This window comes from Rhizobium sp. AG207R (assembly GCF_027109195.1).
GTDB classification, from domain to species: Bacteria; Pseudomonadota; Alphaproteobacteria; order Rhizobiales; family Rhizobiaceae; genus Rhizobium; species Rhizobium dioscoreae.
This window is the reverse complement of record NZ_JAEPVT010000013.1, coordinates 113167-134304: the sequence shown is the minus strand read 5'-3', so window position 1 is coordinate 134304 and position 21138 is coordinate 113167. Positions and strand designations below refer to the sequence as shown.

Annotated in this window: 24 protein-coding genes; 14 read left to right on the top strand and 10 right to left on the bottom strand. The window is 60.6% G+C overall.

Going from position 1 to position 21138, the window contains the following annotated elements; genetic code table 11:
* The first annotated feature begins 40 nt into the window (after positions 1–40).
* Entirely contained in the window at positions 41–805 is a 765-nt protein-coding gene (locus JJQ51_RS27575; protein WP_113351350.1) for an SDR family oxidoreductase, read from the top strand.
* Positions 806–944: 139 nt separating this feature from the next.
* On the opposite strand, the gene JJQ51_RS27570 is transcribed toward JJQ51_RS27575, so the two are convergent.
* Complete coding sequence (locus JJQ51_RS27570) at positions 945–1391, bottom strand: nuclear transport factor 2 family protein (RefSeq protein WP_173002510.1); 447 nt, start codon at positions 1389–1391, stop codon at positions 945–947.
* Positions 1392–1627: 236 nt separating this feature from the next.
* Between JJQ51_RS27570 and coaBC the strand changes: the two genes are divergently transcribed.
* The gene (gene coaBC, locus JJQ51_RS27565; RefSeq protein ID WP_113351352.1) at positions 1628–2839 is read left to right on the top strand and encodes a bifunctional phosphopantothenoylcysteine decarboxylase/phosphopantothenate--cysteine ligase CoaBC; all 1212 of its coding nucleotides are present in this window, start codon (positions 1628–1630) and stop codon (positions 2837–2839) included.
* Here the strand turns inward: coaBC and JJQ51_RS27560 are convergent.
* Positions 2826–3641 (bottom strand): class II glutamine amidotransferase, encoded by an 816-nt coding sequence (locus JJQ51_RS27560; RefSeq protein ID WP_113351353.1) that lies wholly within the window; start codon positions 3639–3641, stop codon positions 2826–2828. The two genes, coaBC and JJQ51_RS27560, sit on opposite strands and share 14 nt — an antisense overlap.
* Before the next feature lie 659 nt (positions 3642–4300).
* Between JJQ51_RS27560 and otsB the strand changes: the two genes are divergently transcribed.
* Together otsB and otsA are read left to right on the top strand one after the other, a co-directional pair.
* Complete coding sequence (gene otsB, locus JJQ51_RS27555; RefSeq protein ID WP_113351354.1) at positions 4301–5095, top strand: trehalose-phosphatase; 795 nt, start codon at positions 4301–4303, stop codon at positions 5093–5095.
* Between the two features lie 51 nt (positions 5096–5146).
* Complete coding sequence (otsA, locus tag JJQ51_RS27550; protein WP_113329945.1) at positions 5147–6523, top strand: alpha,alpha-trehalose-phosphate synthase (UDP-forming); 1377 nt, start codon at positions 5147–5149, stop codon at positions 6521–6523.
* Positions 6524–6533: 10 nt separating this feature from the next.
* Here the strand turns inward: otsA and JJQ51_RS27545 are convergent, their stop codons facing one another.
* Positions 6534–7436, bottom strand: coding sequence for a choline sulfate utilization transcriptional regulator (locus JJQ51_RS27545; RefSeq protein ID WP_113351355.1), 903 nt, complete (start codon positions 7434–7436; stop codon positions 6534–6536).
* A 99-nt stretch (positions 7437–7535) separates the two neighbouring features.
* On the opposite strand from JJQ51_RS27545, the gene JJQ51_RS27540 reads away from it, so the two are divergent.
* The 3 genes from JJQ51_RS27540 (at position 7536) to JJQ51_RS27530 (ending at position 10292) form a co-directional block, all read left to right on the top strand.
* On the top strand, positions 7536–8483 hold the full coding sequence (locus tag JJQ51_RS27540) for a choline ABC transporter substrate-binding protein (RefSeq protein ID WP_269245545.1): 948 nt from the start codon (positions 7536–7538) through the stop codon (positions 8481–8483).
* Between the two features lie 20 nt (positions 8484–8503).
* Positions 8504–10018, top strand: a complete 1515-nt coding sequence (betC, locus tag JJQ51_RS27535; protein ID WP_113389996.1) for a choline-sulfatase — start codon at positions 8504–8506, stop codon at positions 10016–10018.
* A gap of 64 nt (positions 10019–10082) precedes the next feature.
* Complete coding sequence (locus JJQ51_RS27530; protein WP_113351357.1) at positions 10083–10292, top strand: TOBE domain-containing protein; 210 nt, start codon at positions 10083–10085, stop codon at positions 10290–10292.
* Positions 10293–10346: 54 nt separating this feature from the next.
* On the opposite strand, the gene tsaA is transcribed toward JJQ51_RS27530, so the two are convergent.
* Positions 10347–10877 (bottom strand): tRNA (N6-threonylcarbamoyladenosine(37)-N6)-methyltransferase TrmO, encoded by a 531-nt coding sequence (tsaA, locus tag JJQ51_RS27525; protein WP_113351358.1) that lies wholly within the window; start codon positions 10875–10877, stop codon positions 10347–10349.
* Between the two features lie 23 nt (positions 10878–10900).
* Positions 10901–11926, bottom strand: a complete 1026-nt coding sequence (locus JJQ51_RS27520) for an iron ABC transporter substrate-binding protein (RefSeq protein ID WP_113329939.1) — start codon at positions 11924–11926, stop codon at positions 10901–10903.
* A gap of 302 nt (positions 11927–12228) precedes the next feature.
* Here JJQ51_RS27520 and JJQ51_RS27515 point away from each other — a divergent pair, with 302 nt between their 5' ends.
* Positions 12229–12621 carry a nuclear transport factor 2 family protein gene (locus tag JJQ51_RS27515; RefSeq protein WP_113351359.1) on the top strand — a complete coding sequence of 131 codons (393 nt, stop codon included), beginning with the start codon at positions 12229–12231 and terminating at the stop codon, positions 12619–12621.
* Positions 12622–12690: 69 nt separating this feature from the next.
* The gene (locus JJQ51_RS27510; RefSeq protein ID WP_269245544.1) at positions 12691–13518 is read left to right on the top strand and encodes a helix-turn-helix domain-containing protein; all 828 of its coding nucleotides are present in this window, start codon (positions 12691–12693) and stop codon (positions 13516–13518) included.
* A 39-nt stretch (positions 13519–13557) separates the two neighbouring features.
* Here the strand turns inward: JJQ51_RS27510 and JJQ51_RS27505 are convergent, their stop codons facing one another.
* Positions 13558–15141 carry a peptide chain release factor 3 gene (locus JJQ51_RS27505; protein WP_113329936.1) on the bottom strand — a complete coding sequence of 528 codons (1584 nt, stop codon included), beginning with the start codon at positions 15139–15141 and terminating at the stop codon, positions 13558–13560.
* A 91-nt stretch (positions 15142–15232) separates the two neighbouring features.
* On the opposite strand from JJQ51_RS27505, the gene dut reads away from it, so the two are divergent.
* Both dut and JJQ51_RS27495 read left to right on the top strand, forming a co-directional pair.
* The gene (dut, locus tag JJQ51_RS27500; RefSeq protein ID WP_152095603.1) at positions 15233–15703 is read left to right on the top strand and encodes a dUTP diphosphatase; all 471 of its coding nucleotides are present in this window, start codon (positions 15233–15235) and stop codon (positions 15701–15703) included.
* On the top strand, positions 15703–16596 hold the full coding sequence (locus tag JJQ51_RS27495; protein WP_152095604.1) for a GNAT family N-acetyltransferase: 894 nt from the start codon (positions 15703–15705) through the stop codon (positions 16594–16596). Before dut ends, JJQ51_RS27495 begins: the two co-directional genes overlap by 1 nt.
* A gap of 77 nt (positions 16597–16673) precedes the next feature.
* Here JJQ51_RS27495 and JJQ51_RS27490 read toward each other — a convergent pair whose 3' ends face one another.
* Entirely contained in the window at positions 16674–17138 is a 465-nt protein-coding gene (locus tag JJQ51_RS27490; RefSeq protein WP_113351363.1) for an Lrp/AsnC family transcriptional regulator, read from the bottom strand.
* Positions 17139–17246: 108 nt separating this feature from the next.
* Between JJQ51_RS27490 and JJQ51_RS27485 the strand changes: the two genes are divergently transcribed.
* Together JJQ51_RS27485 and JJQ51_RS27480 are read left to right on the top strand one after the other, a co-directional pair.
* Entirely contained in the window at positions 17247–18161 is a 915-nt protein-coding gene (locus JJQ51_RS27485; protein ID WP_152095605.1) for a DMT family transporter, read from the top strand.
* The gene (locus tag JJQ51_RS27480; RefSeq protein WP_113329931.1) at positions 18158–18460 is read left to right on the top strand and encodes an NIPSNAP family protein; all 303 of its coding nucleotides are present in this window, start codon (positions 18158–18160) and stop codon (positions 18458–18460) included. Before JJQ51_RS27485 ends, JJQ51_RS27480 begins: the two co-directional genes overlap by 4 nt.
* Before the next feature lie 2 nt (positions 18461–18462).
* On the opposite strand, the gene JJQ51_RS27475 is transcribed toward JJQ51_RS27480, so the two are convergent.
* The 3 genes from JJQ51_RS27475 to JJQ51_RS27465 are packed head-to-tail and all read right to left on the bottom strand — an operon-like array spanning position 18463 to position 20301.
* The gene (locus JJQ51_RS27475; protein WP_152093810.1) at positions 18463–19089 is read right to left on the bottom strand and encodes a hypothetical protein; all 627 of its coding nucleotides are present in this window, start codon (positions 19087–19089) and stop codon (positions 18463–18465) included.
* Positions 19089–19721: a LysE family translocator gene (locus tag JJQ51_RS27470; protein ID WP_113329929.1), complete on the bottom strand. Its 633-nt coding sequence runs from the start codon at positions 19719–19721 to the stop codon at positions 19089–19091. Before JJQ51_RS27470 ends, JJQ51_RS27475 begins: the two co-directional genes overlap by 1 nt.
* Positions 19722–19743: 22 nt before the next feature.
* Positions 19744–20301 (bottom strand): cysteine hydrolase family protein, encoded by a 558-nt coding sequence (locus JJQ51_RS27465; RefSeq protein ID WP_145322182.1) that lies wholly within the window; start codon positions 20299–20301, stop codon positions 19744–19746.
* A 129-nt stretch (positions 20302–20430) separates the two neighbouring features.
* Here JJQ51_RS27465 and JJQ51_RS27460 point away from each other — a divergent pair, with 129 nt between their 5' ends.
* A complete protein-coding gene (locus JJQ51_RS27460) occupies positions 20431–21048 on the top strand; it encodes a LysE family translocator (protein WP_152095606.1) in 618 nt (205 codons plus the stop codon).
* Positions 21049–21138 lie beyond the last annotated feature (90 nt).

The window sequence follows — 21138 nt, the reverse complement described above, 5'->3', positions numbered from 1 at the left end:
GACAAACCGAAAGATGCGTCCTCACACAGGAGATGGAACAATGAACCGTTTGAATGGAAAAGTCGCAATCGTCACCGGCGCCAGCTCCGGCATCGGCCGCGCCACGGCAAAGCTCTTTGCCGCCGAAGGCGCAAAGGTTGTCGTCGGCGCTCGTCGCGCAGCAGAGCTGGAAAGCCTTGCCGCTGAGATCAAGGCGGCCGGCGGAGAAGCAACCGTCTTGGCCGGCGATGTGCGCTCGGAAGACTACCACAAGGCGCTGGTCGCCCTTGCAGTCGAGCGTTACGGCAAGCTTGATATTGCCTTCAACAATGCCGGCACGCTCGGCGAGGCCGGTCCCAGTACCGAGGTTTCGGAGGCAGGCTTTTCCGAAGCGCTGGCGATCAACCTCACCGCGTCCTTCCTAGCCGCCAAGCACCAAATCGGCGAAATGATCAAGCACGGCGGTGGTTCCGTGATTTTCACGTCGACCTTTGTCGGCCACACGGTCAGCTTCCCGGGCGTCGCCGCCTATGCCGCCAGCAAGTCCGGCCTGATCGGACTGACGCAAACGCTCGCCGCCGAATTCGGTCCGCAGAATGTCCGCGTCAATGCCGTCCTGCCGGGTGCCGTCGATACCGATATGTATCGCGATATGAACGACACGGCCGAAAAGCAGGCTTTCATCACCAACCTGCATGCGCTGAAGCGCGTTGCCGGCCCGGAAGAAATTGCTCGCTCGGTCCTTTATCTCGCCTCCGATGACGCAAGCTTCGTGAGCGGCACGGCATCGCTCGTCGACGGCGGCCTGTCGATTACGCGAACCTGACCGAGTGTTTTGCCGACGCAATGATCGCGCCGGCAGCTTCGGAACGCGACATGATCCCGCGACGTATAAACGGTTGCGAGATCATGTCGCCGGAATGCTTTGCATGAGCCGCGAATTCTATTCCCCCACGGCTTTCCACTCAGAACATCGTATTGCTGTTCTTCGAGGTCTCGGGGATCGGCTGCACCGAATCCCAATGTTCCTGGATCTTGTTGTCCTCGAGGCGGAAGATATCGACGATGGCGCTACCGCGATCGCCCGGCTGGCGAATGGCGTGGACGCGCAGGATCACATAATCGCCGTCGACCATCACGCGCTTGATCTCGCTCTTCGACTGCGGATAGTTTTTCTTCAGATAATCCAGGAAACCGCGCAGGCCTTCAGGCCCATCGGCGGCAAGAGGATTATGCTGGATGTACTTGCCGAGATATTTGGAAGCCGCGTCGAAATCCTTGTCGTTCAGCGCCTTCTGGTAGAAATCCAGAACGATTTCCTTGTTCTTCTGCTCTTGCGGCGAATAGGCGCGCTCGGCAAAGGCCGGCATGGCGGCAGCCAAGATTGGCAGGGCGATGACCGCGACTTTCATCAGTTTCAAGACGTTACTCCTTTGGTCGTTAACACGTTCACTTTCGTCGAGGGCGAAGATGCCCGCAAATGACAAGTCGGTGATGCCAACGTGATCATTGGCTGCAAATAGCCAAAAATCCGATCGCCCGCATCGCAATCACCGACACGCCGAGCTCGATGGAAGCACGCGGCGATTGCCTATGACACACCAAAGGCTTAGGCTTGTCGGCAAAAGAACAGGCGACGGGTTCAGGCATGGTTCTCGCAGGAAAGCGCATCCTTCTCATTATCTCCGGCGGTATCGCGGCCTATAAAAGCCTCGATCTCATCCGCCGGCTGCGCGAGCGCGGCGCAAGCGTCCGGCCGGTCATGACGGCTGGTGCGCAGCAGTTCATCACGCCGCTTGCCGTCGGCGCGCTGGCCGCCGACCATGTCTTCACCGATCTGTTTTCGCGAGAGGACGAGCAAGATGTCGGCCATATCAGGCTGGCGCGCGACTGTGATCTCGTGCTGATCGCGCCGGCGACTGCCGATCTGCTCGCCAAGATGGCGAACGGGCTGGCCGACGATCTCGCCTCGACCATATTGCTCGCCACCGACCGGGCAGTCCTCGCAGCCCCCGCGATGAACCCGAAGATGTGGGCCCATCCCGCCACCAGGCGCAACGTCGAAACTCTACGCAGCGACGGCATCGCCTTCGTCGGTCCTATGACCGGCGAAATGGCCGAGAGCGGCGAGAGCGGCGCTGGCCGGATGGCGGAGCCGCTCGATATCGTCGCCGCCGTCGAGCGTCGGCTGGATGACGGCACCAAGCCGCTTGCCGGCAGGAAGGCGGTCGTCACCTCCGGGCCGACGCATGAACCGATCGATCCCGTGCGCTACATCGCCAACCGCTCGTCAGGACGGCAGGGCCATGCCATCGCAGCGGCGCTTGCTGCGCTCGGCGCCGATGTCACGCTCGTCTCCGGCCCGGTCACCATACCCGATCCGGTCGGTCTCAACGTGATCCACGTCGAACGGGCAGACGAGATGCGCGATGCCGTTCTGGCTGCTCTGCCGGCCGATATCGCCGTCATGGTGGCCGCGGTCGCGGACTGGCGCGTCGCTTCCGCTTCCGATCAGAAGATCAAGAAGCATCCAGGCGAATCGATCCCAACGCTGGCGCTCACCGAAAATCCGGACATATTGAAAACCGTCGGCCATCATACACAGCGGCCGAAACTCGTCATCGGCTTTGCGGCCGAAACCCAGGATGTCGAGAGCAATGCCCGTGCGAAGTTGGAGCGCAAGGGCGCCGACTTCATCGTCGCCAACGACGTCTCGCCCGCAACCGGCATCATGGGCGGCACGCGCAATCGCGTGAAGATTATCAGCCATCACGGCGTCGAGCAGTGGCCGGATCTCGACAAGGATGAGGTGGCGGTGCGGCTGGCGGCGCTGATATCGGAACAGCTCAAGCAGGAATAGCAGCCGGCGTCCGGATCTCTCCGGCGGCATGCTCTTCCGGCTGGAAGGGCGTGACATGGACGCCCGTATCGTCGATCAGAACGGCGCTGCCATCGGGGATCTCGCGCCAGGCATCGACATCGTCGTTCAGCGGCTCCGACACGAGGCAATAGCCTGACCCGACCGGAGAGGCATACAGCGTCGGCGCCTTGCGATCGGTCGCATAGCGGATGGCGTAGAGCGACTTACCGTCGGAGAAGGCCGCCGTGAAGCGCACCAGTACCGAACCCGTCAGATGCAGCGACAGGCCTTCGACGAAGCCGATGGTCTGCGCGATCGCCGCGGTCGGATTTGTCATGAGACCGAGTTGCATCGCCAACAGGAACAGGAGCTCGGAATCGGTGGTGCCGCTGCGGGCATGGAACAGCCGGTCGTCGAGCATGGCTTCCATCGGCCGGCGCAGGCGGTCGAAATTGGAAATCTGGCCGTTGTGCTGGAATGACCAGTTCTCGAAAACAAAGGGATGGCAATTGTCGCGGCGTGTGCCGCCGCCTGTGGCAGCACGGACGTGGGCGAGGAAGAGCGGCGAACGGATCTGCCGCGCCAGGCTCTTCAGATTGCAATCGGACCAGGCCGGCAGGATATCGCGGTAACGGCCCGGTTCCGGCCGATCGCCATACCAGGCGATGCCGAAGCCGTCACCATTGGTCGCCGTCTTGGCGCGCGTGGCGCAATGGGATTGTTCGATCAGGGAGTGGGCGGGCGAAGACACCAGCTCCTCCAGATAGAGGGGGTCTCCACGATAGGCTGCCCAGCGACACATGCGTCTTCTACTCCGATTCCCGCTGTCTTTCTGTCCCGCGGGAGAATGGCAAATCCAGAGCGTGATGCCGAAAAGTGTAGGCGGTTTTCGGACGACATCACGCTCTACTTCTTCGATTCCAGAGCGGCTCAGATTTTAGGTCGAGCCGACCTAAAATCATCCGGCTCTAGGACGATTGTTTATGCGGAATGGGTAATAAAGTCTTAATTTTCCATCCCGTGCAGCGCAAGATGACAGATATTTGACGCTTCGTCCGTTCACGTTTCGCATCGCAACATTTTCTTCGTGAAGGCCGCTACGGCAGGGCTCTGCTCGAGATGCGGCGGGCAACACATTTCACTGCGACAATAAGTGTGAAGCTCCCCGAGGCCGTGCCTCTTGCATCAAGTCAAATTTGAGCTACGTTAAGCTTGTCTGAAACGTAACGAAAGGAAGGTGATCCAATGTCTAGTGAGATTTCGGTCTTTGTATACGGCATGGAAATGGTTGTGAGCGTTGCGAGGCAGCCCTCGCTCTGATCAACACCTTCCCGAAGCGTTCGCCGCTTCAGGTCAGTTACGGGCCAAAGCTCATGGGGGGTCGCTTAAGGCGGCCCCTTTTGATTTTGAGCTGTTATTTTTTGCCTTGCCAAACGAGAAGAGCGCCTTAGCTAACCCAGCATGTCTTCTCAGGAACAGCCCGAACAGGGTGAAGCCAAACAGAGGCCGCTGAACGAGCCGGCCCTTACCGCACTCTCATTGTATCCGCAGGACTGGGCCTTGTTCCTCGATATTGACGGAACCCTGCTCGATCTCGCCGAAATGCCGGAAGCGATCGTCGTGCCCGACTATCTGCCCGGCACGCTGCATGCGCTCTCTCGTCAGCTTGGAGGCGCACTCGCCTTGGTGACGGGCCGCGCCATCGAATTCGTCGATCCCCTTTTTGCCCCATTCCGCTTTCCCGTCGCCGGCTTGCATGGCGCGGAACGCCGCGATGCGGCGGGACGGCTGCGGCGCGCGCATATTCCGCCTGCCTTCCAGGAGATGAAGCAGGTCATTCGGCACGAAGCGCTCGCCTGGCCCGGCGCCATTGTCGAGGACAAGGGGGCTGCGGTCGCGGTTCACTTTCGGCACGCACCCGCATACGAGGCCGAAATCGGCGAAGTCATGCAACGCCATCTGGAGGAAGCCGGTCCCGATTGGAATCTGCAGCGCGGCAAGATGGTCCTCGAAATCTGCCCTTCCCACGCCAGCAAGGGACATGCCGTCGAGGCGTTTCTTGCCGAAACGCCCTTCGAAGGGCGCCGCCCGGTCGCGATCGGCGACGACGTGACCGACGAGACGATGTTTGCCGCCGCCAACCGTCTCGGCGGCCAATCCGTGCGCATCGGCGATGCCAACGGAAAAACGCTTGCGCGTGCATCCATTGGCTCGCCTGCGCGTTTAAGAGACGTGCTGGGAACACTCGTCAAGTAATCCGTCGATCACATCGACACCGATCCCAGCCTTCTCGAAAGGAAGTTACCGTTGAGTCGTCTCATCATCGTTTCCAACCGCGTTTCCGTGCCCGATCACAAGGGCGCAGCAGCTGCGGGCGGCCTTGCCGTGGCGTTGCAGGCAGCCCTTGCCGAGCGCGGCGGCATCTGGATGGGCTGGTCCGGCAAATCGAGCGGCGACGTCGAGCCTGAGCCGCTGCAGATGACGCAGGACGGCAACATCACCTATGCGCTGACCGATCTTACCCAGACCGATGTCGAGGAATATTATCAGGGCTTTGCCAACCGCGTGCTCTGGCCGATCTGTCATTACCGGCTCGATCTCGCCGAATATGCCCGCAAGGAAATGACCGGCTATTTCCGCGTCAACCGCTTCTTTGCCCACCGGCTCGCACCGCTGATCGAACCTGACGACATTATTTGGGTGCACGACTATCATCTCATTCCACTGGCGGCAGAGCTGCGGCAGATGGGCTTGAAGAACCGCATCGGCTTCTTCCTGCACATTCCCTGGCCGCCGGCGGACGTCGTGCTTGCCATGCCGGTGCATGAGGAGATCATGCGTGGCCTTTCTTCCTACGACCTGCTCGGTTTTCAGACGGACCATGATCTTGAGAACTTTGCAGGCTGCCTGAAGCGCGAGGGAATGGGCATCGAGAAAAGCCCCGGCCATTTCAGCGCGCACGGTCATGACTTTCGCGGCGGCGCCTATTCGATCGGCATCGAGACGGCGGGCTTTGCCGAATTCGCCCGCAGGGCCGCGTCGCATAGCATGGTGCAGAAGGTGCGGCAAAGCATTGAAGGCCGCGACCTGATCCTCGGCGTCGACCGGCTCGATTATTCCAAGGGCATCACGCAGCGCATCGATGCCTTCGAGCGCTTCATTACCAACAATCCCGCGCATCGGCGCAGCGTCACCTATCTGCAGATCACGCCGAAATCTCGCTCGGAAGTGCCGGAATATGAGGCGATGCAGCACGCGGTCGCCGAACAGGCCGGCCGGGTCAACGGTGCGATCGGTACGGTCGATTGGGTGCCGATCCGCTACATCAACCGCTCGATCAGCCGCCCGATCCTGGCCGGCCTCTACCGGCTTGCGAAGGTCGGGCTGGTGACTCCCTTGCGCGACGGCATGAATCTGGTCGCCAAGGAATATGTCGCGGCGCAAGACCCGGACAATCCCGGCGTGCTGGTTCTATCCCGCTTTGCCGGGGCGGCGCGTAAGCTAAAAGGTGCTCTGCTGGTCAACCCCTATGATGTCGACGGCACCGCCAACGCGCTGGCGCGGGCCATCAACATGCCGCTGCAGGAGCGGCAGGAACGCTGGCGCGGCATGATGGATTATCTGCTTGAAAATGACGTATCGCGCTGGTGCGAGACGTTTCTTGCCGATCTTACGGCGGAATAGAGCATGATGATCATCCGGTGGCGGCTTCAGTGAGCAGCCATTGCGCCAGCCGCTCCGCCTGCGGGTTTGCGGCGGCCGGCGGCAGCAGCCAATAACCGCGCTCCGGCGCCTCCAGCATCGGGCCGGCCGTCACTAGCGTCCGGGCGGCAAGCAGAGAATCGACAAGGCCCATCCAGCCAATGGCAACGCCCTGCTCGCTGAGCGCTGCCTGCACAACCAGCGAATAGGTGTTGAAGCGCAGATCGCCGCGGCCGGCATAGGCGTCGCGGGCAATGCCGAAGGCAGAAAGATAGCTTTCCCAGTCGAACCAGGGCGATGGCATCTCCGAATCGAGATGGACGAGCGTGGTGCCTGCGAGCTGCGAGGGATCGGTGAACGGGCCGTGACGCTCCGCGAAACCCCTGGTACAGATCGGCACGACCTTTTCCGGCAAAAGCAAGGTGGCGGCGGGACCGAATTCGCTGCGCGTGCCGAAGAAGACGGCGATATCGCCACTTTCCGGCGCGCCACGATCCAGCCGCTGTGTGGCGACGATCTGGATATCCACTTCTGGGTGAAGCAACCGGAACGCATGCATGCGCGGAATGAGCCACAGCGCGGAAAAAGCATAATCCGTGCGCAGGCGAACGGATGGCCGTTCCGCCTCGGCGCGGAAACTGCGCACCAGATGGTCGACGCTGCCGACGGATTTTTCGACGATCTCGAACAGGCGCTGCCCTTCCGGCGAGAGCACAACGCCGCGATGCTGGCGGCGAAACAGGGGCACACCCATCTGCTCCTCGATGCGGCGGATCTGATAGCTGACGGCCGGTTGCGTCAGGCCAAGCGCTGCAGCGGCGCCGGAGAGGCTGCCGGAGCGGCCCACTTCCAGGAATATCCGCAGCCAACCGAGATCGACAAAACGTTCAGCCATAAAATTTCCTTTTGGCATCTATCGAAAAATGCCTGCTTCACAGCGGCGACTCTAGTGATGTTCAATAAAATAATCCAATAACAAGAGGGAACTTTCGTCATGCGCATGTCTGCAATGGGCCGGCTCGCCGCCGGCGCTCTTCTTTCCGTCCTTTCCCTTGCCGGCATCGCCCGGGCTGATGGCGACAGCTGCAAGACGATCCACCTTTCGGACCCCGGCTGGACCGATATCACCTCGACCAACGGCGTGACCGGCGTGCTCTTAACCGCGCTCGGCTACGAGCCCGACATCAAGACGCTCTCCGTGCCCATCGGCTACCAGGCGATGAAGACAGGCGAGATCGACGTTTTCCTCGGCAACTGGATGCCGGCGCAGAAGGCCTTCGTCGACGATCTCAACAAGGCGAAGGCAGCCGAAGTGCTAAACCGTAACCTTCAGGGCGCGAAGTTCACGCTCGCCGTTCCTACCTACGTCGCCGACAAGGGCATCAAGGATTTTTCCGACCTGCAGAAGTATGGCGACGATTTCGGCCGCAAGATCTACGGCATCGAGCCGGGCGCGCCCGCGAATGCCAATATCCAGAAGATGATCGACGCTAACGACTTCGGCCTGAAGGGTTGGGAACTGGTGGAATCGAGTGAGCAGGCCATGCTGTCGCAAGTGGAGCGCGCATCGAAGGACAAGCAGGCGATCGTCTTCCTCGCCTGGGCGCCGCATCCGATGAACGAGCGCTTCAAGATTGCTTATCTTTCCGGTGGCGATGCCTATTTCGGCGCGAATTACGGCGGCGCCGAGGTCTACACGCTGGCGCGCACCGGCTGGTCGGCGCAATGCCCGAACGCCGCCAAGCTCTTCCATAACCTAACCTTCGACATCGGCATGGAGAATTCGCTGATGGGATCGATCCTCGGTGGCGAGAGCGCCAAGGACGCGGCCACTGCCTGGCTGAAGGCGCATCCGGACGCCTTGACGCCCTGGCTTTCCGGCGTCACCACTATCGACGGCAAGCCTGGCCTCGAGGCCGTCAAAGCCGCCATCGGCCTCTGACCCGCAAGAAAGACATCTGCATGTCCCGCCCAAATATCCTTATCCTCATGGTCGATCAGTTCAACGGGACGTTCTTCCCCGACGGCCCGGCCGAGTTCCTGTATGCGCCGGTCCTGAGGGCCCTGGCGAAGCGCTCCGTTCGCTTTGCCAATAGCTATACGGCAAGCCCGCTCTGCGCGCCGGCACGCGCCTCCTTCATGTCCGGTCAACTGCCGAGCCGTACGCGCGTCTATGACAATGCCGCCGAATTCTGCTCGGACATTCCGACGTTCGCCCACCATCTGCGCGCCGCCGGCTACCAGACAGCACTCTCTGGCAAGATGCATTTCGTCGGTCCGGATCAGATGCACGGTTTCGAGGAGCGGCTGACGACGGACATCTACCCCGCCGATTTCGGCTGGACGCCGGACTATACGAAGCCCGGCGAGCGCATTGACTGGTGGTATCACAATCTCGGTTCCGTGACCGGGGCAGGTGTCGCCGAGATCACCAACCAGATGGAATATGACGACGAGGTTGCTTATCACGCGACCCGCAAGCTCTACGACCTCTCTCGCCGCCAAGACGAAAGGCCATGGTGCCTGACGGTCAGCTTCACGCATCCGCACGACCCCTATGTCGCGCGCCGCCGCTTCTGGGATCTCTACGAAGATTGCCCGGCGCTCGATCCCGAAGTCGGCGAAATTCCATTCGAGCAACAGGACCCGCATTCGCAGCGGCTGATGAAGGCCTGCGACCACACTGCCTTCGACATCACGCCGGAGCAGATCCGCAGGGCACGCCGCGGTTATTTCGCCAATATCTCCTATGTCGATGAGAAGATCGGCGAGATCCTGGAAACGCTCGAGCGCGGCCGTATGGCCGACAACACGATCATCCTCTTCGTCTCCGACCATGGCGACATGCTCGGCGAGCGCGGCCTGTGGTTCAAGATGAACTTCTTCGAAGGTTCCGCCCGCGTGCCGCTGATGATCGCAGCCCCCGGCTGGCAGCCGAAGAGGATCGACCAGCCGGTGTCGACGCTGGACGTGACGCCGACGCTCGCCGCCCTTGCCGGCATCGACATCGCATCGTTGCGCCGCTGGACCGATGGTGAGGATCTGACCTCGCTCGCTCTTGGAACCGGAGGTCGCAGTCCCGTGCCGATGGAATATGCCGCGGAAGGCTCGGAAGCACCGCTGGTGGCCTTACGCGACGGCAATTACAAGCTGACCCTTTGCGAGAAGGATCCGCCGATGCTCTTCGACATCGACGCGGACCCGAAGGAGCTGACCAATCTGGCAGGCAACCCGGCCTATGCGGAGACGCTGGAGAGATTGACGGCGCAGGCCATCGCCCGCTGGGATCTCGCAAGTTTCGACACTGCCGTGCGCGAAAGCCAAGCGCGGAGATGGGTGGTCTACACGGCGCTGCGCAACGGCGCCTATTACCCGTGGGACTACCAGCCTCTGCAAAAGGCTTCGGAGCGCTACATGCGCAACCATATGGACCTCAACGTGCTGGAGGAAAACCAGCGCTATCCGCGCGGCGAATAGGATTTCGATGGCCGGTCGCCGGAGACGACGATATTGTCGCGCCGGTCACAAGGAAGAAACATCCATGAAAATCAGTGCTAGAAACCGCCTCAAGGGCAAGATCGTTGAAATCACCAAGGGCGCGACGACGGCGCATGTCCGCATCGATATCGGCAACGGCTCGATCGTCACCTCCTCGATCACCAACGAGGCTGTCGACGAGTTGAGCCTGACGGTAGGCTCCTCAGCCTATGCCGTGATCAAGGCGTCTGACGTGATGGTTGCAGTCGACTAAAGCAATTGCAGGATAAGTGCGCAGCGGTTTTCCGTCAGGAATTGCGTGAAACAATTAAGCATCGCGCTTCTGGCAGTAATGCACCGTCTCGCCGTCGCCGGTCTGGAAATCTCCGGGCTGTGGCGGCGCGATCGGTTTGAACAGAGTGCGATCCGGCTTCAGATCGAGTAGCGGCGTACCATCCAGACAATCGAGGCCACGCACCAGCAGCACGGCACCTTCGACGGCTTCCAATTTGACGATAGAGGTGCCGATGGGGTTCGGCCGCACTGGCGAGCGCAGCGAAAAAGTGCCGTGTACCTTGCCGTTGCTGGCCGGGCTCTGCAGCACGAGATCCCGGCGAGACCGATCCAGCCAATAGAGAACCTCCAGCCGCTCGAAAACATCCACGCCCTTCAACGCTGCCACCCAGGGCTCGAAGATCTCGATCCGGCAGATCGGGCCGTCGTGCCGACCCTGACGCGGCGTTTCCATGCGCGATGTCCAGGGTGTCGAAATGCGGCCGATGAAGGTAAGGCCGGCATCCGAGGCTGCGGGCGGCTCGACAGCCACCTCGTTTTCGCGAATTTCGTTCTCCCGGACCATGAACGCCTTCCTTATCAGAGTGGTTACTTCATGCCCTTCAGCAAGGCCGCCAGCTGATCGTCGGTCAGATCGACCTGGTAGAACAGCTTGTAGAATTCCTTCACATCGTCGGAAAAATCGCTGCGGAAGAGCTTCGGATAGAGCAACTTCTCCATCCAGCGCACGCCGAGCAGCCGATTGACGCCGGGCGGGGAATCGAACCAGCCGAAAGGCAGAGACGGCGGTACGAAGATCTTGCCGTCCTTGACAGCCTTGATGCCGGCCCATTGCGGGTCGCTCTTCACCGAAGCGGCAAAGGCAGGGCTCTCGGCGATGATGATATCTGGGTTCCAGCCGGCGACCTGCTGCGGCGTTACCTTGGCGAGGCCACCCTTGCCGGCAGCGGCGGCGACATTCATCGTGCCAACGGCATCGAGGATCTCGAGATTGATCGAGCCGGAAAGCCCGGTTTCGAGGCCATCGGCACCACGGCCATAATAGACGCGTGGTCGTGGATCGTTCGGCAGCGTCGCGAGCTTGTCGTTCAGATCCTTGATTGCTGAATCGGCATAGTCGGCAAGCTTGTTCGCACGGTCCTCGACACCGATCAGTGCGCCGACGTCGCGAAGCGTATCGGCCGTGCGGGCGAAGCTGCCATCCACAAGGATATACGGAATGTGCGTTTCCGATTGCACCTTGTCGGCGAGCGCCTTGTAGGTCGGGTCGACCGTGCCGGCATCGAGAATGATGTCCGGCTTGGCATCGATGACTGCCTGCGTGCTGATCGTGCCGTCCTTGCCCGTCAGGCGCCCGATTGTCGGCAGCGACCGCACCGATGGCGTCAGATAGGCCTTGGCGGCATCATCAGGGGCATGAACCCAACCCACCAGTTTTTCGGGCGCCAGCACATAGACCAGCGCTGTTGCCGGCGGCCCGGCCACCAGAATGCGGTTGATCTTATCCGGCACAGATACCGTGCGTCCGGCCGCATCGGTGATGATTCGCGCCTCGGCTGCGACCGGCATCAGGCCGACAACGGCCAGAGCAAGAACCGCAAGAAATTTCATCATGAAAGCTGCTCATTCTGATCGAGGGGACCTCGGGGCGGCACTATGGCATAGCGCTATATCGGATGGAACATCGCGATGGCACTATTCCAAAATGAAACGCATCCGAACCAATCACCTCGACTTGAGAGCTCATGGACCATGCTTTCATTACATCGCATGTAATTGAGAGCGGCATCCGTCTCGGGGTATCTAATGACCATCTTCTTGCAGGAAGAGCTTTTCAGCCCTTCAACGAAAGAAAGCCTTCCGGGATGACGTCGATGGCCACGACATCATTCCAAAGGCAGGCTTAGGAGAATTCCATGACGACCATGTCATTCACCAAGACAGAAGCCCCGCAATGGCTGCTCGCCTTCTGGCGCGAAATCGACGACAAGACCTTCGGCGAAGGCTTTGATTGTCTCGCGGAAGACGCCACATGCAATCTCGGCATTGCCGATTGGAAGGGACGCGAAACCATTCGCCGGAACTTGCGCGCCTTCATCGACACCGGTTTCACGGCATTGCATGCTGTCACCGAATATTGGGACGCCGGATCGCTCAAGGTGTTCCGAGGAACCGTCACAATGAGCCCGAATGATCGCACACAGGCGGTGGTCAAGCCGGTCATGACGCACTTTTTCTACATGGACGAGGCAGACCCGACGAAAGTGCGCCACTGGTACGGCGCAGTCGGGCCGGTTGCTTTCTCATAAGAACTGAGACTGGCGGGGCTCTTGATTAAGGTCCCGCCACGCCAAACGAACGAAGCGAGGCTTTGCAGGATGAGTTCCCTTCGCGCCGAACTGAGATTGCCGAACGAGCTGGGACCGCAGCTGAGTGCATGGCGCGACACCCGCGGCAAGAGCCAGCTCGAGCTTTCCCTCGACACCGGCATTTCGCAGCGCCAGATCAGCTTCATCGAAAGCGGCAGGAACACGCCCGGCCGCCAGAATGTCCTGCGTCTTGCCGATGCCCTAGACGTGCCCTTCCGCGAGCGCAACACGCTGCTGCTCGCCGCCGGCTATGCGCCGATCTATTCCGAAGGAAGTTTTGACGATCAGGAGATGCAGGGTGTTAGCAATGCGCTGAAGCGCATGCTGCGCCAACACGAGCCTTTTCCGGCCATCGTGATGGATCGCTACTGGAATGTGCTGATGACTAATGATGCAACGCTTCGCTTCTTCGGCCAGTTCACCGATATGGCTGCACGTCCAAAGCCGCGCAATCTCCTGCATCTCATGTTCGACCCCTTGGGCATGCGGCCCTTTATTGCGGATTGGGAGAAGACGGCAGAAAGCCTTTTGGGGCGCGTCTTCCGCGAGTCCGTTGGCCGTGTCATCGACGGACGGACAAAGGAGCTGATCGATAATCTGCTCGCCTACCCCGATGTGAATTCCGAATGGCAGACATCGCCGGCGCTCGAGAATGCGCCGCTGATCCCTTTGTCCTTCGTGAAGGACAGGCATGTCCTGAGATTTTTCTCTTTGGTGACGACGGTCGGCACCGCGCAGATGATCACGACGCAGGAGCTGCGGGTCGAATGCATGTTTCCGCTGGATGAGGCCACCGAGGCGCGCTACGCGGAGCTGATGAGTACAATAGCGCCGTGAGCCACAGGCTCGTCGCCTGCGGCTGCAACGTCTTCGATATCAAGCCGCCTTGACGGCGTGATATTCCTTGATCGCGGCCATCTTGATAGCCGGGTAACGTTCCGCTTCATAGCGCAGCGAGAAGCCGTCCTGGGCGAGGAAGACCGGATCGCCATCGAGATCGCGGGCGATGTCGCCGCGACGGGCGGTGACGAACTTTTCGAGATCGGCGGACTGGTCGGCCGAGATCCAGCGGCAGACCGAGAAGCGCGACATTTCGAACGACACCGGCAGGCCGTATTCGGCCATCAGGCGCTCCTTCAGCACATCGAGCTGCAAGGCGCCGACGACGCCGACAATGGCGGGCGAGCCATCTTCGGGCGAAAAGAGCTGCACGACGCCTTCTTCTGCCATCTGCTGCAGCGCTTCCTTGAGCTTCTTTGCCTTCATCGCATCTTCAAGACGAACACGGCGCAGGATTTCCGGCGAGAAGTTCGGCACGCCCTGAAAGACCAGGGATTCGCCTTCCGTCAGCGTATCGCCGATGCGCAGCGTTCCGTGGTTCGGAATGCCGACGACATCGCCGGCATAAGCGGTATCGGCGAGCTGGCGCTGCGAGGCGAAGAAGAATTGCGGCGCGGTGAGACCGAGCTGCTTGCCGGTGCGCGACAGCCGCGCCTTCATGCCGCGCTCCAGCTTGCCGGAGCAGATGCGGGCAAAGGCGATGCGGTCGCGGTGGTTCGGGTCCATGTTGGCCTGGATCTTGAAGACGAAGGCCGTCATCTTGTCGTCGGTGGCGTGCACCGTCCTGATGTCGGCGACCTGATCGCGCGGCGGCGGCGCGAATGCACCGAGCGCATTGATGAGATCGCGAACGCCGAAGTTGCGCAGCGCCGAGCCGAAGAAGACGGGTGTCATGTGGCCTTCGAGGAAGGAGACCCGATCGAAGGGGCGGCAGGCTTCGATCGCCAGTTCCGTCTCGTCGATAAAGGCCTGGCGCTCGTTTTCCGGCAGCCGGTCGGCGACCGCCTGTGGGCCGTTCACCTTGGTCGCCTCGACCTCGGTATCGGAACCGCGCACCGTATTGTCGGCCAGATGGTAGGAGCCGCAGAAAGTCTTGGAGCGACCGATCGGCCAAGTGACCGGAGCCGTATCCAGCGCCAGCTTCTCTTCGACTTCATCGAGAATTTCGAAGGGATCGCGGCTTTCGCGGTCCATCTTGTTGATGAAGGTGATGATCGGGATGTCGCGCATGCGGCAGACTTCGAACAGCTTCAGCGTTCGCGGCTCGATACCCTTGGCGGCGTCGATGACCATGACCGCGGCGTCGACGGCCGTCAGCGTGCGGTAGGTATCGTCGGCGAAGTCTTCGTGACCGGGCGTATCGAGGATGTTGAAGACATTGCCTTCATATTCGAAGGTCATGACGGAGGTCACGACCGAGATGCCGCGCTCGCGCTCGATCTTCATCCAGTCGGAGCGCGTCTGCATGCGATCCTTCTTCGCCTTGACTTCGCCGGCGAGCTGAATGGCGCCGCCGAACAGCAGCAACTTTTCGGTGAGCGTTGTCTTGCCCGCGTCCGGGTGAGCGATAATAGCGAATGTGCGGCGGCGGGAAACCGCCTCGGCGAGACTTTCAGCCATGCGTGTGAATCCTGTGAATTGCGGCCGTATCTAGCGACTCAAAGCCCCAAATGCAATTGACCTCCGGCTTTCAAACGCAAACTATTGCCGTATGACCATTCACACCGACATCACTCCGACCCTGAACCTCGTCCGCCTGCCGCATGGGGAGGGCCTGGAACTACCCGCCTACGAAACCAAGGGCGCGGCCGGTATGGACCTGCGCGCTGCCATCGACGACGGTGCGACGCTGACGATCGCACCGTGGAATCGGATTCTCGTTCCAACGGGTTTTGTCTTCGAAGTTCCTGAAGGCTTCGAGGCGCAGATCCGCCCGCGTTCAGGGCTTGCCTTCAAGCATGGGATTACCTGCCTGAACTCGCCCGGCACGGTTGACAGCGACTATCGCGGCGAAGTGAAGGTGCTGCTGGCCAACCTTAGCGAGGAGCCGTTCGAGATCACCCGCGGCATGCGCATCGCGCAGATGGTTATAGCGCCAGTCATGCAGGTGCGTATCGCCGAGATTGCGGAGATCAGCGAAACCACGCGCGGCGCAGGCGGTTTCGGCTCGACCGGCGTGTGATGTCGGAGATTGCCCAGACGCATGGCCTGACCTTACGACAGGACTATTTCGGCGATCCAGCTGCGTGGAAGGGTCTTGTCGACCTGCTTGAAGATACGTTCTCCATCGACGTCGGTATTCAGGATCGATTGGGTGGCCCTGATCCCACAAGCATGCCGTTTGGCTATTTCGATGCCGATCGCCGTTGCATCGCCAATTTCACCGCCTTCTCCATGCCGCTGATCGTCAACGGCCGTGCCGTCAGGGCAGCGGGATATCAGTCTGGCGCGGTGCGGCCTGAATGGCGTGGGCGCGGGCTCTATCGCGATCTCATGCAGCGTGCCTTTGCTCGCACCCAGGCGGAGGGCTACGAGCTCGATCTCCTGCTCACCGACAAGCCTGCGCTTTATGCGCGTTACGGCTTTCGCTCTCTACCGCAACATGTCTTCGTCGCGGAGATGCCGAAGTTTGGAAAAGCCGACTCGGCTGCCCGGCAACTGTCGCTCGAAGCGCCCGATGATCTGCGCCTGATCAAGACGCTGCTGCAAAACCGGCAGCCGGTCTCTGCCCAATTTGCCGTTGTCAGACAGACGGAGATGTTTCTGCTGAATGCCTCCTTTAACGCCGCGATCCGCCTGACGGCATTGGGGGATGACGTGGTCATCGCATGGACGTTCGACGGCGCGACTCTCTGGCTTCTCGATGTCGTGGCAACGGCCATCCCCTCTCTGGCGACCATCCTGTCCGCGCTTGATATCGAACCCGATCGCATCGAGATCTGCTTTTCACCGGATCGGCTGGATTGCCCGGTATCGCTGCAGCCCTACGAAGGTTACACGACGCTAATGGCACGCGGTAAAGCGGCCCATGATATTGCCGGGCCGCTCATGCTTTCGCCCATGGCGGAATTCTAGAGCCGTTAAGCGGCTCTAGCTTGTTGGATTCTGCAATTCCCAACGGAAAACTGCTGCCCACTTTCCCAAGGATTGCTCTAGCGCGAAAGCGGCGGCAGCCGGCGCTTGACCGGTGTCGCCTTTATCATCGATGTGTTCGTCTCGGCCCGCTCGGTGATCTTGTCCAATATCCCATCGAGCTCGCTCATCGACCGCACCACCAGGCGCCCGATGAAACAATCGTCGCCGGTGACCTTGTCGCATTCGATGAATTCGGGCGTCTCCTGAATGATCCGCTCGACGACATGCAGCTGGCCAGGCAGAGGCCGAATGCGGACGATCGCCTGCAGGGGATAGCCGATCGCCTCCGGCGCGATATCGACGGTGAAGGCCGAGATGATGCCGCGCTCCTCCAAGCGCCGCAGACGTTCCCCCGCACTCGGCGACGACAGGCCGGCCGCTTCCGCCAGTTCCTTCAGCGATATGCGGGCATTGCGCGCCAGCGACTCCAGCATCCGCTGATCGATCTCATCCAGACCCAGGCTTGCATTAGGAACACCCATCATTCACCCTCATTTATTTAGGCATATGAGCTCTATTGCCTTACTAAACCTATATCACCGGCTCCGATACCGCAATATGATTGGCGTAGATAGACGGGAGCAAAGGCAATGAGCGAGATTAAGCGCGGCACGGTGGAAATGACGGCGGCGATGCTGATTTCAGGCACCATCGGCTGGTTCGTGCTGATATCCGGGCAAGCCGTGACTGGCGTCGTCTTCTGGCGCTGCTTCTTCGGGGCGCTGACACTGCTCGTTATCTGCGGGACCATGGGCCTGCTGCGTCCCGGCATCCTCAATCTGAAGACATTCTCCATCGCCGTCGGTGGCGGGATCGCCATCGTGCTCAACTGGCTGCTGCTTTTCGCGGCCTATTCCCACGCCTCCATTTCCATCGCCACGACCGTCTACAACACACAGCCCTTCATGCTGTTGGGGCTCGGCGCTCTGTTCCTCGGCGAGCGGATCACTTTCACCAAGCTCTTCTGGTTAGGCCTCGCCTTTGCCGGCATGGCCGTGATCGTCGAAGGCAAGCCGGCGGGGGCAGCGAGTGGTGGAAGCTATGCGATCGGCATCCTGCTTTCGCTGGGTGCGGCCTTCTTCTATGCGCTGGCGGCGATCGCCGCCAAATGGCTGAAAGGCACGCCGCCACACCTGATCGCGCTCATACAGGTCTCTACTGGCATCCTCATGTTGGCGCCCTTTACCGATTTCTCGGCCGCACCCCAGGATGCCGGGGGATGGTCGATCCTCGTCACCATGGGCGTGGTCCATACCGGGTTGATGTATGTGCTGCTCTATGGCGCCATTCAGAAGCTGCCGACGCATCTGACGGGGGCGCTCTCCTTCGTCTATCCAATCGCCGCCATCGTGGTCGACCGTTTCGCCTTCGGCCATGTGCTTGGCATCGCTCAAATCCTTGGCGCGGTCATCATTCTCGCGGCTGCTGCCGGCATGAATCTGGGATGGACGATCCCCCTGCGCTGGAATAGAAACCACCATGTTTCCAAGGGAGCCGCCGAATGATCACCTGCTATCTGCGCTACGTCATCGACCCTTACAAGCTTGCCCAGTTCGAGCATTACGCCAAGCTCTGGATTCCGCTGGTCAACCGTATGGGCGGCACGCATCACGGCTATTTCATGCCGCATGAAGGCGCCAGCAACATCGCCTTGGCGCTCTTCAGCTTCCCGAGCCTTGCTGCCTATGAGGAATATCGGCTGAAAATACCCGAGGATGCGGAGTGCCAGGCAGCTCTTGCCTATGGCGAGGAAACGCGCTGCATCCTCAGCTACGAACGCAGCTTCATGCGGCCGGTGTTCTAGGTTTACTTAGCCGGATTCGGACAGACTTCGGAGAGACCGTCGAGGTCTTCCGCCATCTTTTCGAATGTTGCCGCCGATCCCGCCTTGCCTCCGCCGATCCGCAGCACATAGAGGCTGTCGAAATCCTTGCCATGCCATTTCGGCACCGCTTTTTCATCGCCACCATTCTCGCTCATCAGCTGGCGGGCGAGATCGACGATCTGCTTATGCTCCCAGGCGACGAAGATCAGCTTGCCGGCATAGGCAGGCTTCTTCAGCTCGGCTTTCAGATCATCGATATCCTTATAGCCGAAGCTGGTATCGACAGGCATTCCAAAGGCAATTGCCGTCGGTTCGATAGTCGCGAGCGGCCGGATGTAATCGTAGGAAGTGCCAGAATCGTCCTTTCGCTTCGACGGATCCGGCGCAAAGATCGCAGCAGGCTTGCCGAAGAGCTTGCTTAGCACCGAGGGCAGAGCCAAAGACCGGTTGAGACCTTGGCAGCTCAGTTGGCCGAGACCTGCTTCCGGCTTTTCGCCATGGCGCATGAAGACGATCGTCTGCACGTCCTTCTCCGCTGCCGAGGTAGGCGGCGCGAAGGTTGCTAACATCAGAAGACCGGCGGTGACTGCTGTTGTCACAACTCGCATTAGCGCTGAGCCTCAAAAGCCATGCGCACAGCGAGCCCGGCAAGCACAGTGCCCATGAGCCAGCGCTGCACCAGCGCGAAGGACGGACGGCGGGTGAGGAACATCGCGATCCAGCCGGCACTCAGCGCGAAGATAGCATTGAATGTCACGCTGATGATGATCTGTGCAAAGCCGAGAATGATCGACTGGGTGAAGACGCTGCCGGCGCTAGGATCGACGAACTGCGGCAGCAGCGACAAATAAAGGATCGCCACTTTCGGATTGAGCAGGCTGGTCACCAGCCCCATCGTGAAGAGCCGGCGCGCGCTATCCTTCGGCAGCTCGCGCACCTGAAAGGCCGAACGGCCACCGGGTTTCAGCGCATTCCAGGCGAGCCATCCAAGATAGGCGGCACCCGCCAGCCTCAGCGCATCATAGGCAAAAGGCACGGCAAAGACGAAAGCGGTAATGCCGAGTGCGGCCGAGAGCATGTAAAAGAGGAAGCCGCAGGCGACACCGCCAAGGGAGATCAGGCCTGCCGCAGGTCCCTGCGAGATGGAGCGCGACACCAGATAGATCATGTTCGGCCCGGGTGTCAGCACCATGCCGAGAGCGATCAGGGCAAAGGTGATCATGCTGGTCAGATGCGGCATGGAGGCTCCGGCAGGAAGGGCTTCAGAAGGAGATTTCGGTGGATGCGACCAGCTTGATTTCATGCGGCCCGGCATCGAAGCCGTCAAGCAGCATATTGTGGTGGGTGACAATCTCTTCGAAGCTCAGTTTGCCCATATCCGCCGTGGTGTGTCCGTCGGAGATCAGCGAGACATCGAAACCGAGTGAGACGGCGCGCCGCACGGTCGTATCGACGCAGAACTGCGTCATGCAGCCGCCGACGATGAGATGAGTGACGCCACGCGCTCGCAGCTTTGCCTCCAGATCCGTCTCGAAGAAGGAATCACAGCTCGTCTTGTGCACGACGGCATCGCCGGCTTCCGGCGCGATCTCCCGGCGCAACTGCCAGCCTTCGCTGCGTTTGGCCAAACGATGGGTGGGGCCGCCGTCATGCTGGACGATGAAGGTGGGAATGCCGGCGGCACGCGCCTTGTGCTTCAGCGCCGCCAGCCTAGTGACAACCCCCTCCAGTGCGGCATCTATCACGGGCTGACGATCCGGCGTGCCGAGGCCCGTCAGGATGGAGTTCTGAAGATCGATCAGGAGCAATGCGGAAGACATGATATCCTTGTGCAAAGCAGTTGCGACGCGGCGTTAATGCCTTGGTAATATGTTCGCTGCACCGGCGCAATCGCTTGAAAACGCAAAGGTGGTGAGATAGAGCGAATACCATCTTAGGAGGAGAATTCCATGACTCTCGCGGCCTTGTTTGCCTATTGCTGCGCCCTTTTCATCGCCGCTGCGATCCCGGGTCCTGGTATCACGGCAATCGTGGCGCGCGCCCTCGGCTCCGGCTTTCGCGAGACCTTCTTCATGGGCCTCGGCCTCGTGCTCGGCGACACGATCTACCTGACGGCCGTCATCCTCGGGCTTGCCTTCGTGGCGCAGACCTTCACCGAGGTCTTCATCGTCATCAAGATCGCCGGTGCGCTTTATCTCGGCTATATCGCCTGGAAGCTCTGGACGGCGGGCCTGCTTGCGGCCGATATCGCCGCGAAGAAATCGAACAGCGCCGGCATGTCCTTCCTCTCCGGCCTGCTTGTCACGCTCGGCAACCCCAAGACCATGCTTTTCTATGTTGCGCTGGTGCCGACCCTGATCGATATCGGCAGCATCGGGCTGCGTGAATATGCGACGCTGGTGGCGGCGACCTTCATCGTCCTTCTGATCGTTCTGGTGCCCTATATGCTGCTGGCGTCGCGAGCGCGCACCTTTCTCAAGAAGCCGAGGGCGCTGCAGATCCTGAACCGGGTCGCCGCCAGCATCCTCGGCGCGACCGCTGCCTTCATCGCCATGCGCACCGCCTGAAAAAAACATCCTCAAGTAAGACCGTTATGAGATTCTTTTCTCACGTGCTTTACGCGAGGAACGGCTGCGCACTCTGGTTTCCGCGGGCGT